The sequence below is a fragment of the Buttiauxella ferragutiae genome, assembly GCF_022637515.1.
GTDB classification, from domain to species: domain Bacteria; phylum Pseudomonadota; class Gammaproteobacteria; order Enterobacterales; family Enterobacteriaceae; genus Buttiauxella; species Buttiauxella ferragutiae.
Genome location: NZ_CP093332.1, coordinates 4,713,204 through 4,726,422, shown reverse-complemented (window position 1 = coordinate 4,726,422; position 13,219 = coordinate 4,713,204). Strand labels below are relative to the sequence as shown.

General features: G+C 51.9%; 12 protein-coding genes. 6 read left to right on the top strand and 6 right to left on the bottom strand.

Features of this window, described 5'->3' with window-relative positions:
• Nucleotide 1: 1 nt before the first annotated feature.
• A complete protein-coding gene (locus MNO13_RS21805; protein ID WP_064540601.1) occupies nt 2-337 on the top strand; it encodes a gamma-glutamylcyclotransferase family protein in 336 nt (111 codons plus the stop codon).
• A gap of 70 nt (nt 338-407) precedes the next feature.
• On the opposite strand, the gene MNO13_RS21800 is transcribed toward MNO13_RS21805, so the two are convergent.
• From MNO13_RS21800 to ppa, 6 genes are all read right to left on the bottom strand, one after another.
• The gene (locus MNO13_RS21800) at nt 408-1,694 is read right to left on the bottom strand and encodes an ABC transporter substrate-binding protein (protein ID WP_064540599.1); all 1,287 of its coding nucleotides are present in this window, start codon (nt 1,692-1,694) and stop codon (nt 408-410) included.
• A 19-nt stretch (nt 1,695-1,713) separates the two neighbouring features.
• Nucleotides 1,714-2,799 (bottom strand): glycoside hydrolase 5 family protein, encoded by a 1,086-nt coding sequence (locus MNO13_RS21795; protein ID WP_241939306.1) that lies wholly within the window; start codon nt 2,797-2,799, stop codon nt 1,714-1,716.
• Between the two features lie 68 nt (nt 2,800-2,867).
• Nucleotides 2,868-3,995, bottom strand: a complete 1,128-nt coding sequence (locus MNO13_RS21790; protein ID WP_064540593.1) for an ABC transporter ATP-binding protein — start codon at nt 3,993-3,995, stop codon at nt 2,868-2,870.
• A gap of 12 nt (nt 3,996-4,007) precedes the next feature.
• Nucleotides 4,008-4,835 carry a carbohydrate ABC transporter permease gene (locus MNO13_RS21785; RefSeq protein WP_083963193.1) on the bottom strand — a complete coding sequence of 276 codons (828 nt, stop codon included), beginning with the start codon at nt 4,833-4,835 and terminating at the stop codon, nt 4,008-4,010.
• Complete coding sequence (locus MNO13_RS21780; RefSeq protein ID WP_064540591.1) at nt 4,828-5,718, bottom strand: carbohydrate ABC transporter permease; 891 nt, start codon at nt 5,716-5,718, stop codon at nt 4,828-4,830. The genes MNO13_RS21785 and MNO13_RS21780 overlap by 8 nt, the downstream gene beginning before the upstream one ends.
• A gap of 415 nt (nt 5,719-6,133) precedes the next feature.
• Nucleotides 6,134-6,661 carry an inorganic diphosphatase gene (gene ppa / locus MNO13_RS21775; RefSeq protein ID WP_064540588.1) on the bottom strand — a complete coding sequence of 176 codons (528 nt, stop codon included), beginning with the start codon at nt 6,659-6,661 and terminating at the stop codon, nt 6,134-6,136.
• A 294-nt stretch (nt 6,662-6,955) separates the two neighbouring features.
• On the opposite strand from ppa, the gene ytfQ reads away from it, so the two are divergent.
• From ytfQ to MNO13_RS21750, 5 genes are all read left to right on the top strand, one after another.
• Entirely contained in the window at nt 6,956-7,912 is a 957-nt protein-coding gene (ytfQ, locus tag MNO13_RS21770) for a galactofuranose ABC transporter, galactofuranose-binding protein YtfQ (protein ID WP_133522805.1), read from the top strand.
• 116 nt (nt 7,913-8,028) lie between these two features.
• Entirely contained in the window at nt 8,029-9,528 is a 1,500-nt protein-coding gene (ytfR, locus tag MNO13_RS21765; RefSeq protein WP_133522806.1) for a galactofuranose ABC transporter, ATP-binding protein YtfR, read from the top strand.
• A gap of 10 nt (nt 9,529-9,538) precedes the next feature.
• Nucleotides 9,539-10,570, top strand: coding sequence for a galactofuranose ABC transporter, ATP-binding protein YtfT (gene ytfT, locus MNO13_RS21760; RefSeq protein WP_121814442.1), 1,032 nt, complete (start codon nt 9,539-9,541; stop codon nt 10,568-10,570).
• Entirely contained in the window at nt 10,557-11,567 is a 1,011-nt protein-coding gene (gene yjfF / locus MNO13_RS21755; protein ID WP_121814441.1) for a galactofuranose ABC transporter, permease protein YjfF, read from the top strand. The genes ytfT and yjfF overlap by 14 nt, the downstream gene beginning before the upstream one ends.
• A 60-nt stretch (nt 11,568-11,627) precedes the next feature.
• Nucleotides 11,628-13,181 carry a methyl-accepting chemotaxis protein gene (locus MNO13_RS21750; protein ID WP_232887227.1) on the top strand — a complete coding sequence of 518 codons (1,554 nt, stop codon included), beginning with the start codon at nt 11,628-11,630 and terminating at the stop codon, nt 13,179-13,181.
• Nucleotides 13,182-13,219: the final 38 nt, after the last annotated feature.

Sequence of the window (13,219 nt, the reverse complement as noted above, 5' to 3'; positions counted from 1 at the left end):
AATGCGAATATTTGTTTACGGCAGTTTACGACGCAAGCAAGGTAACAGCCACTGGATGACCAACGCCCAGTGGCTTGGGGATCATCATGTCGAAAATTACGCCTTATACAATCTTGGCCATTATCCGGGAGTTGTGCCGGGTGAAGGTTCAGTTGTGGGCGAAGTGTATCGCATAGATGCTTCAACACTTTCCGAGCTCGATGCCTTGCGCACCAAGGGTGGTGAGTATAAACGTCAGCTAATTCAGACACCTTACGGGAGTGCATGGATGTATGTTTACCAACGGCAGGTGGATGGATTAACCCGCATTGAAAGCGGAGACTGGGTAGACCGGTAACCGTCCTGCGATCGCTCTCACCCTCTGTCAGCGGGCATGATTTCTGCTGACAAGAGGGTGAACTTTCACCTTAGCGCATGATGCGTTTTAATATTCTGTTCACCTGCTGTTCAAATTCCGTCGCGGCTTGATCGACGGTTTTCTTACCGTAATCAATCGCTTCTCTGGCGTTGTCGAACAGGGTGACAAACTGCCCATCTTCCAGTTGTGGCAATGTAGCCGAAGCATTAGGGAGTTTTGCCGATTGTGCGAGCCCCTGAATAACAGGATCGTTATCCTGCCAGATCCCGGCGTCACGCAGTGCTTTTTCCCCGGTTTGACTCAATGGTGCCCCACGTTCAAGGCCAACAGGCACCACGCCTTCCTTTTCATTGAGCAGGAAATTGAGCAGCAACGCGGCTTCTTTTGGATGCTTTGTGTGACGACTTATCGAATACATCAGCGCGGTTTTACGAAACTGTCCGGCATCTTTCGCGCCAGGGAGCATCGGGTAGGGGCCCATGACCAATTTGTCAGGAAGAATCAGGTTCCCGGCTTCAGCGGTATACAACGCATTCCAGTTATAAACACCACCCCATTCGCCATTGATCCAGGGCTTCATTTCATAGTTGATACCTTTGCCGAAAGAAGCTATTTGCTTCATGTTCGGGGCGACATGCGCGTCCATCAGGCTTTTATAAAAGGTTAACCCTTCAACCAGCTCCTCATGACTCCAGGCAAATGTTTTACTCTCAACGTCTATCATCTCTTTCTGGTACTTCTGGTACATGTAAGAACGCACCAGCATCAGCGCATCTTGTTCTGATAAGACGAGGGGGAAATAGTTATCGCCGAGTTTCTCTTTAAACTGTTGACCCGCAGCACGTAATTCATCCCAGGTAGTAGGGAATGGAACGCCTGCTTTTTCCCAGGTATGTGCGTTGTAATAGAACAACATGACATTGCTGGAAATGGGCATCGCATTCACTTTGCCGTTAACCGTGGTGGTGGCGAGTGACTCAGGGGAATAGTGCTCTAGCCCGATCTCTTTACTGACTTTGTTGAGATCGTAGAAACCATCTCCGGTGCGGGAAAGCAGCGTCAGCCAGTTCCAGTTAGTCTGGATAACATCTGCTTCCGTGCCGCTGTTGAGCTGCGTGGTGACACGAGAGGAATAGCCGTCCCAACCGGTATATTCTGCTTTAACTTTGATGCTGGGGTAGCGTACTTCGAATGCCTTCAGGGCTTCCAGGGTGGCGACGTTACGGGATTTTCCGCCCCACCAGGAGAAGCGCAGTTCCACTTGTTCGCTGCTGAAAGCCAGCGATGCATTGCCGAGCGTGCAACAGACCAGTAAAAAAAGAAGTGCTGTCTTCATGGTTCCATCCTCAATGTGATTAACCGCGAGCTCTCTTATGTCGGCAAGCCGTTAAGTGGCTAACCAGGCGCATTTCTTCTTCGTTCCACGGATTTCCCTGATCGTTTAGAACATCGTGAAACCATAACGATTGCGGATCGGGATGTGTTTTGTTGACGCCGGTCCAGGGGATCCAGGTTTGGGTTTTACCCTGTACCAATCCCCACTGGTAGCAACCCGCGTCATAAGCGGCGAACAACGGCAGTTGCTCGCTGAAGGTGCAGTCCATATGCCGCGCCAGCCACTCGGTACAAAGCACAGGACGATTGAGTTGTGATAGGTGGTGCAATGCCGTGAGCTGATAGTTTGCGGGAACATAGGCGTGATAGCTGATGATGTCTGAAAGCTGAAGCGCTGCGCTATCGATCGGATGCCCGAACAACGTGTTGCTTTCAATGTCGGGATGCCACGCGGCAACCGTCAGCGGTTGAGAAGGGCCGACCTCACGGGCCCAGCGAAAGGCGTTAATCATCAGTTGTAGCGCGAACTCCTCAATCCTGATGTCGGCCTCCCCGGATTCGGTGGCGCTCACGTTGATGCCACGATTGCCCGGTTCGTTGTACAGATCCCAGATGGCGACCCGTTCATCGTGTTTAAAGCGTTCAATGACGTCACGGATATAGGCTTCCACCGCTGGCCAGCGACTGGGATCCATCACAATTCCACGCCCAGGGCTTGCCGCAGCCTGACTGTTATGCACGCCTGGGCGAGGGGGTTTTTGCGGGCCGAGGAACGGCTCATCGCCGGAAAAGGCGCAATCGTCCATCAGCGTCAGCATCACCTGAATCTGGTGTTTCGCCGCCAGTTCGAGGAAAGTGTCGATGCGATTTAGTAGCCCGTCTCGATCGTGTTCCCAGACGATAAACGGCAGGTTGGTGCGCAGGGCGTTATAGCCATGACGCCGCGCCCAGCCCAGTTCCTGATCGATAGTTTGCGGATCGAAGGTGTCGGCTTGCCACATTTCCGTCCAGTTCACGCTGGTTCGCGGCAGATAGTTGAATCCACACGTCCAGCCGTGCTGCTCCTGCCAGGCCTGCGCCTGTGATGGTGTCCATTGAAAATGCATACGATGCTCCTGTTAGTCAGAATACTGCGTACGGCTCTATCCCCGAAAAAATGCGATATTGCCCTGTATTACAAAGAGATATTCTTTTCACTTTCGGCGTCAAAGAGATGGCATTCTTCCATGTTGAAGCGGAACCAAACCGGACAGTTTAACCCGCCCTCGATGATCGTCTTTGCCTCTTCGGCGGTGACGCGGGCGGTGAGTTCGACGTCTGCGACGGCGAGGTAGAGAAAGAATTCGTGCCCCATATTTTCAGTACGGATAAGCGTTCCTTCCGCGCCTTCGCTGGCAAACGGCTGCGCTGACACCATCACCGCTTCAGGGCGAATACCGAAAAAGACGTTTTTATCGACAAAGGGGGCGACTTTCTCCTGTTGGCTGGCATTCAGCGCCAGTGTGTTTTGGCCAACCGTGATGTGAAGCAAACCCTCTTTACGAATGATTTTGGTGGGTTTGATGTTCATTTCCGGCGCGCCGATAAAGCCCGCCACAAAGATATTCAGCGGGGCGTGATAGAGGTTATCCGGGGTATCAACCTGCATGATATGGCCCTGTTTCATCACGCAGATCCTGTCGCCCATGGTCATCGCTTCCGTCTGATCGTGAGTCACATAAACGGTGGTGGCCGGGCTGCCAGACAGCTTCAGTTGTTTGTGGAGATCGGAAATTCGGATGCGCATGGAGGCGCGCAACTTCGCATCAAGATTGGAAAGCGGTTCATCGAACAGAAACACATCCGGCTTTTTGACGATGGCGCGCCCTACGGCGACACGCTGGGCCTGACCACCGGAGAGCTGGCGCGGCAGGCTATCGAGCAGCTCTTCCAGTTCGAGTATTTTCGCCGCTTCATTCACCTGCTGAGCGATTCTTTCTTTGGGCAGCTTTGCGAGCTTCAGGCCGAAGGCCAGATTCTCGCGCACCGTCATATGCGGGTAGAGCGCATAGTTCTGGAATACCATCGCGATACCCCGCGCTTTAGGTGCAAGGTTATTGACGATTTTTTCACCAATATAAATTTCACCTCCGCTGACGGTTTCTAACCCGGCCAGCATTCGCAGAGTCGTGGATTTCGCGCAGCCGGACGGCCCGACAATCACCATAAATTCGCCGTCGGCGATATGCAGGTCGATGCCGTTGACGGCTCTGAACCCGTTGGAATAGATTTTTTCCACGTTCTTGAAAGTGACTGCAGCCACAATATTTTCCCCTTAACCTTTAATACCGCTACTGGACACGCCCTGGATGAAGTAACGCTGTGCCAGGAAGAAGACGATGATGGAGGGCATAAGCGCGATACACGACATCGCGAGTATTTCGTTCCACGGAGCCCCTTCGCTGACGTCTATCGACATTTTCAGCGCCAGGGAGATGGGGTATTTGTCAACGCTATAGACGTAGATCAATGGCCCCAGGAAGTCGTTCATCGACCACATAAACTGAAATAGTGCGACGGAGATAATGGCGGGTTTAAGAATGGGAACGACCACATACCACAGCACCTGTGCTGAGTTGCAGCCATCGATTTGCGCCGCCTCTTCCATATCACGCGGCACGCCGCGCAAAAACTGGATGAGCAGGAACACAAAAAAGCCTTGTGTGGCGAAGGCGGTAGGCAGATACAGCGGCAAATAGCTGTTAAGCATCCCCATTTCACGAAACATCAGGTACTGCGGGATGAGCAACACCGTGCCTGGCAGTAACATGGTGGCGATAAGGGCAGAGAACCAGAATGTCTTCCACGGGATCTCGAATCGGGCGAAGCCGTAGGCCACCACCGTGGAAGAGATAATGGTGAGGATCACTTTTGGGATCACGAACTTAAAGGTATTAAGCATGTAATGACCAAAGTTATATTCGGTGCCGGTTTTCCAGCCGTTGATAAAGCCGTCCCAGGTCAGGTTTGAGGGCCACAGGCTCAGGTTGGTGAATATTTCATTGTTGGGTTTGAGCGAGGCAGAAAACATCCACGCCAGCGGGTAGAGCATCAGCAGCCCGATAAACAGCAAGATAAAATAGCGAACGCTACGGTTAACCATTTTTGCCTCCCTTATCGGCGGAATAAAACACCCAGTATTTCGACGACTTGAATAAACAGCAGGCAAAGAGCGCGACCAATATAAACAGCGCCCAGGCCAGCGCCGCAGCGTAACCAATATCAAAGTATTTAAATGCGGTGTCGTAGATATAGAGCGAGAACAGATAGGTGTAATACGTTGGCCCGCCGTCTGTAATGACGTATGGCGCGGTAAACTCCTGGAAGGTATTAGTGGTCTGCATAATAAAGTTAAAGAAAATCACCGGGGTAATTAGAGGGATCGTTACTTTGGTGAACATCTGCCAGCGGGTTGCGCCGTCAATCATGGCCGCTTCATATTGCGATTGTGGAACGTTCTGCAGCGCTGCGAGGAAGATAACCATTGAAGAGCCGAACTGCCACACCTGTAATAGTGTCACAGAGAGTAAGGCTAGCGGCGGCTCGCCAAACCAGTTGATCGGTGTTGTGCCAAACAGGCTGAGAAAACTGTTCAACAGGCCATCGATGGAAAAAAGCGCCCGCCACAGCACCGCGATGGCAATGGAGCTGCCGAGAATCGAAGGGATGTAAAAAGCCGTGCGGAAAAAGCCAATACCGCGAAGTTTAAAATTCAGGACAAACGCGACGCCTAGTGCAAATGCCAGCTTTAAGGGAACGGTTAAAAATACATAGGTGATGGTGACCGCGACAGATTTCCAGAACAGCGTATCGTCGGTCAGCATATAACGGTAATTTTCTATCCCGTTAAATGTGGGGGGGGTCATTAAGTCATATTCGGTGAAGCTAAGCAGGAATGAAGAGACAAACGGGAAAAGGGTAAAGACAAACAATCCGATTATATAAGGTGATATCCAGGCAAGACCTAATAATTTATTTTCATTCATAAGAATCTCAAATTAATAATTATTTTATATGGTTAATTTTCCGGGTCGCTGTGATGAATGCGTCATCAAATGACAGGGTGGTAGGCATAGATAACGGTATTGAAGCTTTTGAGCTGTGAATCTCGCAGCGGGTGAATAAGGCATGTCGCGAGCTAATATCGATTAGCTCACATTGCTATTTCAGAGTAAACAATATCAGTGTCTATTTTGTGAACAGGCACGCACTGTGGATTAATAAAATGGAGAAATATAAATTATTTGTATTGTTATATATTACCAATAACGTGAAGGTATAATAGATAAAAATAATTAATTAATCTTGTCGGTTATTTATTACATCAATTATTCGCAAAAAAAAACAGCACCCGGTTTGGGTGCTGTTGAGTTGCTGGCGGAAATTCCGCTACAAGAATGATTACTTCTTAGCGCGCTCGAAGGAAGCAATGATTTCTGCTTTAGCCGCTGCTGCGTTGTCCCAGCCTTCAACTTTAACCCATTTGCCTTTCTCGAGAGCTTTGTACTGCTCGAAGAAATGGGAGATCTGCGCTTTCAGCAGTTCTGGCAGGTCGTTCACATCTTTAATGTGATCGTATTCTTTGCTCAGTTTGGTGTGCGGAACCGCAACCAGCTTGGCATCTTCGCCCGCTTCGTCGGTCATTTTCAGCACGCCAACTGGACGGCAGCGAATCACAGAACCTGGTTGCAGTGGGTACGGAGTTGGAACCAGAACGTCAACCGGGTCACCATCTAAAGACAGGGTGTGGTTGATGTAGCCGTAGTTGCACGGATAGAACATTGCAGTGGACATGAAACGGTCAACAAACAGCGCGCCGGTGTCTTTATCAATTTCATATTTGATAGGGTCAGCGTTCGCTGGGATTTCGATAACAACGTAGATGTCTTCCGGCATATCTTTGCCCGCAGGGACGTTGAGTAAGCTCATGTCTTTTTCCTTTAAACTGATGTCATTCAAGTGCCGCGTATTATAGCTAACTCGATTTAAATGTCTTCGCCTCTTTTTGCCTTCACTTCTCACCAGCACCCGTTTCCAGAACCTTCCGACACCGGAAAAATCCATAAACATAGCCGTATTATTAATAAAATTGTGTAAGCGGTTACAAGCTTGCAGGTGACTTGTTTGAATTGTGATGTAACTCATTCTGTTACGCCGCACGTCGACTATAGTTTTTTTCGAAGTCCACAATTTAACCAACAATAACCCTACGAGGATGTACCTATGTGGAAGCGCTTACTTTTGGTCTCAGCTGTCTCCGCAGCCATGTCGTCTATGGCGATAGCGGCTCCGTTAACGGTCGGATTTTCGCAGGTAGGTTCTGAATCCGGCTGGCGCGCAGCAGAAACGTCCGTTGCAAAGAGCGAAGCTCAAAAACGTGGAATCACGCTGAAAATCGCCGATGGCCAACAAAAACAAGAAAACCAGATTAAAGCTGTACGTTCATTTATCGCCCAGGGCGTAGACGCCATCTTCATTGCGCCAATCGTCGCCACGGGTTGGGAGCCGGTATTACAAGAAGCAAAAGAGGCAAAAATCCCAGTATTCCTGCTCGACCGTAATATCGATGTTAAAGATAAATCGCTGTATATGACCGTCGTCACCGCCAACAACGTGCTGGAAGGCCAGCTCATTGGTGAATGGTTGCTCAAAGAGTTGAACGGCAAAGCGTGTAACGTGGTTGAGCTGCAAGGCACCGTGGGCGCGAGCGTAGCAATCGACCGTAAAAAAGGTTTTGCGGACGCCATTTCTAAAGCATCTAACGTGAAAATCATCCGTTCTCAGTCTGGTGACTTTACCCGCAGCAAAGGTAAAGAAGTTATGGAGAGCTTCATCAAAGCTGAGGACAACGGCAAAAACATCTGCATGGTTTACGCGCATAACGATGACATGGTGATCGGGGCGATTCAGGCGATTAAAGAAGCGGGTCTGAAACCAGGCAAAGATATTCTGACTGGTTCAATCGATGGCGTGCCGGACATCTACAAAGCGATGATGGATGGCGAAGCTAACGCCAGTGTTGAGCTGACGCCAAACATGGCAGGCCCAGCGTTTGACGCACTCGAGAAATTCAAGAAAGACGGCACCATGCCGGAAAAAGTGACCATCACTAAATCAACGCTGTACCTCCCGGATACCGCGAAAGAAGAGCTAGAGAAGAAAAAATCGATGGGCTACTAAGCTGCTTTACCCCTCACCCTAGCCCTCTCTCCTAAGGGGAGAGGGGATTGGATCGAGTGTGGTTTGATTTTTCCCCCTCTCTCTTTTAGGGAGAGGGTTGGGGTGAGGGTCTAATAATGAACACAAACAATCAGGAAATTCTGCGCACGGAAGGCTTATCGAAACATTTCCCAGGGGTTAAGGCGCTCGACAAAGTAGATTTCAGCCTCAATCGCGGCGAAATCATGGCGCTACTGGGTGAAAACGGAGCAGGTAAATCAACGCTAATCAAAGCCCTTACCGGCGTTTATCAGCGCGATAGCGGCAATATTTACCTCGAAGGTGAGCTTATCTCGCCAAAAAACACCGCCCACGCCCAGCAACTCGGTATCGGCACGGTGTACCAGGAAGTTAACCTGCTGCCGAACATGTCGGTGGCAGACAATCTGTTTATTGGCCGCGAGCCGCGTCGCTTTGGTTTTTTACAGCGCAAAGAGATGGAAAAGCGCGCCACCCGCTTGATGGAATCCTACGGATTTTCGCTGGATGTTTCCGAGCCGCTGAACCGCTATTCCGTGGCGATGCAGCAGATCGTCGCGATCTGCCGCGCCATTGATCTGTCAGCCAAAGTGCTGATCCTTGATGAACCGACCGCCAGCCTCGATACCAAAGAGGTCGAAATGCTTTTTACCCTGATGCGCCAGCTGCGCGATCAGGGCGTCAGCCTGATCTTTGTCACTCACTTTCTCGACCAGGTTTATGAAGTTACCGACAGGATCACCGTTCTGCGCAACGGCGCGTTTGTCGGCACGCGCAAAACCGCCGAGTTACCGCAGATCGAGCTGGTCAAAATGATGTTAGGTCGTGAGCTGGAAACCAACGCATTGAACCGCGCAGGCCGCACCTTACTAAGCGATAAGCCCGTTGCAGCGTTCAAAGATTTCGGCAAGAAAGGGGTGATCAATCCGTTCAATCTTGAAGTCCGCCCCGGTGAGATCGTCGGCCTGGCGGGCTTATTAGGATCGGGTCGCACCGAAACCGCCGAAGTGATATTTGGGATCAAGCCCGCAGACAGCGGTAATGCGTGGATCAAAGGCAAGCAACAATCGCTGCGATCGCCGCATAAAGCCTCGTCGCTCGGGATTGGTTTTTGCCCGGAAGACAGGAAAACCGACGGCATTATTGCCGCCGCCTCGGTACGCGAAAACATCATTCTGGCGTTGCAGGCCCAGCGCGGCTGGCTGCGCCCGATCCCAAAACGCGAGCAGTATCAGATAGCGGAACGCTTTATCCGCCAGTTGGGGATTCGCACGCCCGGCCCGGATCAACCGATTGAATTTCTCTCCGGTGGCAATCAGCAAAAAGTCCTGCTGTCGCGCTGGTTACTGACCAAACCCCAATTCCTGATCCTCGACGAACCGACGCGTGGGATCGACGTTGGCGCACATGCTGAAATTATCCGTCTGATCGAAACGCTGTGTGCCGATGGACTGGCGCTGCTGGTTATCTCTTCCGAACTCGAAGAGCTGGTGGGGTATGCGGATCGCGTGATCATCATGCGTGACCGGCAGCAAGTGGCGGAGATCCCACTCGCTGAGCTTTCCGTATCGGCAATTATGAATGCCATTGCGGCATAAGGAGTTAAACGTGATGCCTCGTTCATTGCCGCAGGCCGAAGTTGAAAAGCCAAAGCGCAGTTTTCGCTGGCCACCAGGCATTCCGCAACTGGTCGCATTGGTGCTGGTGTTGCTGGTTGATAGCCTGGTCGCCAACCATTTCTTCGATATTGTGGTGCAAAACGGGCGGTTATTTGGCAGCCCGATAGACATTCTTAACCGTGCGGCACCGGTCGCATTATTAGCCATTGGCATGACGCTGGTGATCGCCACCGGCGGTATCGATCTTTCAGTTGGCGCAGTGATGGCGATTGCAGGTGCCACGGCGGCAACGTTAACCGTCGACGGGCACAGCCTGACGGTGGTGATCCTCTCTGCACTTGGTGTCGGTATTCTGGCGGGTTTGTGGAACGGAATTTTGGTAGCGATCCTCAAGATTCAGCCGTTTGTCGCGACACTTATCCTGATGGTTGCCGGGCGCGGTGTGGCGCAACTGATTACTGCCGGGCAAATTGTTACCTTCAACTCGCCCAACCTTTCATACCTTGGCAGCGGCGCGCTGTTCTTCTTCCCGACGCCGGTGATTATCGTGCTGGCAACGCTGCTGGTTTTCTGGCTATTCACCCGTAAAACGGCGCTGGGTCTGTTTATTGAATCGGTTGGGATTAACATTCGCGCGGCGAAAAACGCCGGGGTGAATACGCGCCTCGTCGTGATGCTGACCTACGTGCTCAGCGGCCTGTGCGCTGCAATTGCCGGGATCATCGTCACCGCAGATATTCGCGGTGCCGATGCCAACAACGCCGGATTGTGGCTGGAGCTGGACGCCATTTTGGCGGTGGTGATCGGTGGCGGTTCGTTAATGGGTGGGCGCTTTAACATCGCGCTCTCCGTGATTGGCGCGCTGATTATCCAGGGGATGAACACTGGCATTCTGCTTTCTGGTTTCCCGCCTGAGCTTAACCAGGTGGTGAAAGCAGTGGTGGTGATGTGCGTGCTGATTGTTCAGTCACCGCGTTTTATTGCTTTGCTCAAAGGACTCCGTCGCCATGATCAAACGTAACTTGCCGTTGATGATTACCCTGGCGGTGTTTGTGCTGGGGTATCTGTATTGCCTGACGCAATTCCCCGGTTTTGCCTCAACGCGGGTAATTTGCAATATTCTGACTGATAACGCGTTTCTGGGGATTATTGCCGTCGGCATGACCTTTGTGATCCTCTCTGGCGGCATCGATCTTTCGGTCGGTTCGGTGATCGCCTTTACCGGGGTATTCCTCGCCAAAGCGATCGGCTTCTGGGGGTTATCGCCACTGGTGGCTTTCCCGCTGGTGCTGGCAATGGGTTGTGCCTTTGGCGCGTTTATGGGGCTGCTGATTGATGGGCTGAAAATCCCCGCTTTTATCATTACGCTCGCTGGAATGTTCTTCCTGCGCGGGGTTAGCTACCTGGTGTCCGAAGAGTCCATTCCCATTGATCACCCGATTTACGACACGCTTTCCAACCTCGCCTGGCGCATTCCTGGTGGCGGCCGTTTAAGTGCCATGGGGCTGCTGATGTTAGCCGTAGTAGTGATCGGCATTTTCCTTGCGCACCGTACCCGCTTTGGTAACCAGGTTTATGCGATTGGCGGCAACGCCACTTCAGCAAACCTGATGGGGATTTCCACACGCAGCACCACCATCCGCATTTACATGCTCTCGACCGGGCTTGCGACTCTCGCTGGCATTGTTTTTTCGCTTTATACCTCCGCGGGTTACGCGCTGGCTGGGATGGGCGTTGAACTAGATGCGATTGCTTCGGTGGTTATCGGCGGCACGTTGCTGAGTGGTGGCGTGGGAACCGTTCTTGGCACGCTGTTTGGCGTGGCGATTCAGGGGCTGATTCAGACGTATATCAACTTCGACGGCACGCTCAGTTCGTGGTGGACGAAAATCGCCATCGGCATTTTGCTGTTCATTTTCATCGCCCTACAGCGCGGCCTGACAGTGCTGTGGGAAAACCGCCAGAGCTCGCCAGTGAAGCGTGTTGATGTGAAGCCGAACAAAGCTCAATCGCTTTGATTAAATTTTCCCCGGTGATGGCCGATAACACACCCATCGTTCTGTCACCGGGAAAAGAGCATGTTGAGAAATTTGTCTATTCGCACGGGGCTGCTGACGTTACTGGCAGTCATGACCTTCCTGTTGTTATTTGTCAGCGGCATGGGCATTTATGCGCTGCAACAAAGCTCGACTTCACTTCAGAAAATCAATCGCTTACAGGGCGAACAGATGGTGCGTTTGTCTGATGGCTATGTTTCTTTGCTACGGGCGCGTAATGGTGCAGGGCAGGCGGTCAGGCAGATGGAGATTGGTTTGCTGGAGGATGCGGCCAAATCCACAGATTACGTGGCCAGTGATGTCACTCAGGCGCAACAGCAGCTCAAAGAGTTTATCGACAACGGCGTGAATGACGACGAGGGCAACCGCCTGGTGCAGAATTTATCGCAAAGTTATGCGGAATACCTCGCAAAAGGCATTAACCCAATGCTTGCCGCCCTTAGCAAACAAAGCCCTGATGATTACTACGACCTGCTGGAAAAGACGCTGATTCCGCTATCGCAAAAGTTTGATACTGACGTCGATATTTTCAAGCAGTGGGGCGAGGCGCGCGGCAACAGCGAAGTTGAAGCAGTGCAGTTGCACAAAAAAATTGTTCTGACGTTGATTATTATCGCGGCATTGCTCACCGCCGGGATTATCGTGCTGGTGTGGCTGGCGCTACGTCACTTACTGCTTAAACCGCTGAATCAGTCGATTGAGCAACTGGAGTTTGTCGCCAAAGGTGATTTGACCCAGCCGTTGCCGCCTGCGGGTAATAACGAATTTGGCCGTCTGGCCGCGGCAATTACCATCATGCGTGATTCGCTGATGGAATCGGTAAGCCGCGTGCGTGACGCCAGTTCGCAAATTGATACCGGCAGCCGCGAACTGGCGGCAGGCAACCAGAACCTGGCTCAGCGTACTGAATCGACCGCCACTTCTCTTGAGCAAACCGCTGCCAGCATGGAACAGATCACCGCGACGGTGAAACAGAACGCCGACAACGCCGGGCAAGCGCATAAACTCGCCAAAGACGTGTCCGATACCGCCGACCGTGGCAGCGAAATGGTGTGCTACGTGATTGAAAAAATGCGTGATATCTCCAGCAGTTCCGATCGTATTGCCGACATCCTTAGCGTTATCGACGGTATCGCCTTCCAGACCAATATCCTGGCGCTGAATGCCTCGGTTGAAGCGGCGCGAGCCGGTGAACAAGGGCGTGGCTTTGCGGTGGTGGCAGGCGAAGTTCGCACTCTGGCAAGCCGCAGCGCCGATGCAGCAAAAGAGATCCGCTCGTTGATTTCTGAGTCGCAAAATCATGTTGGCGAAGGCCGGGAACTGGCTCAACAAGCCGGTGAAACGATGGATGAAATTGCCGAAGAAGTGATGCGCATGACTCGCCTGGTGAGTGAAATCGCTAATGCGTCAAATGAGCAAAGTTATGGTATCGAACAGGTGAATATTGCGGTGAGTCAGATGGATGAAGCGGCACAGCAGAATGCGGCATTGGTTCAGGAGTCGACCGCGGCTACGCGTTCACTGGAGGAGCAGTCGCAGCATTTGGTGGCGGCAATGGCGACGTTCAGGTGTTGATTCACGCGCCCTCACCCTAACCCTCTCCCCCGGGAGAG

Bases quoted from the DNA above. Each gene is read 5' to 3' on its own strand.
- ytfQ (WP_133522805.1), top strand. From the start codon at position 6,956: ATGTGGAAGCGCTTACTTTTGGTCTCAGCTGTCTCCGCAGCCATGTCG.
- ppa (WP_064540588.1), bottom strand. From the start codon at position 6,661: ATGAGCTTACTCAACGTCCCTGCGGGCAAAGATATGCCGGAAGACATC.
- MNO13_RS21805 (WP_064540601.1), top strand. From the start codon at position 2: ATGCGAATATTTGTTTACGGCAGTTTACGACGCAAGCAAGGTAACAGC.
- ytfR (WP_133522806.1), top strand. From the start codon at position 8,029: ATGAACACAAACAATCAGGAAATTCTGCGCACGGAAGGCTTATCGAAA.
- MNO13_RS21750 (WP_232887227.1), top strand. From the start codon at position 11,628: ATGTTGAGAAATTTGTCTATTCGCACGGGGCTGCTGACGTTACTGGCA.
- MNO13_RS21800 (WP_064540599.1), bottom strand. From the start codon at position 1,694: ATGAAGACAGCACTTCTTTTTTTACTGGTCTGTTGCACGCTCGGCAAT.
- yjfF (WP_121814441.1), top strand. From the start codon at position 10,557: ATGATCAAACGTAACTTGCCGTTGATGATTACCCTGGCGGTGTTTGTG.
- MNO13_RS21780 (WP_064540591.1), bottom strand. From the start codon at position 5,718: ATGAATGAAAATAAATTATTAGGTCTTGCCTGGATATCACCTTATATA.
- MNO13_RS21795 (WP_241939306.1), bottom strand. From the start codon at position 2,799: ATGCATTTTCAATGGACACCATCACAGGCGCAGGCCTGGCAGGAGCAG.
- MNO13_RS21785 (WP_083963193.1), bottom strand. From the start codon at position 4,835: ATGGTTAACCGTAGCGTTCGCTATTTTATCTTGCTGTTTATCGGGCTG.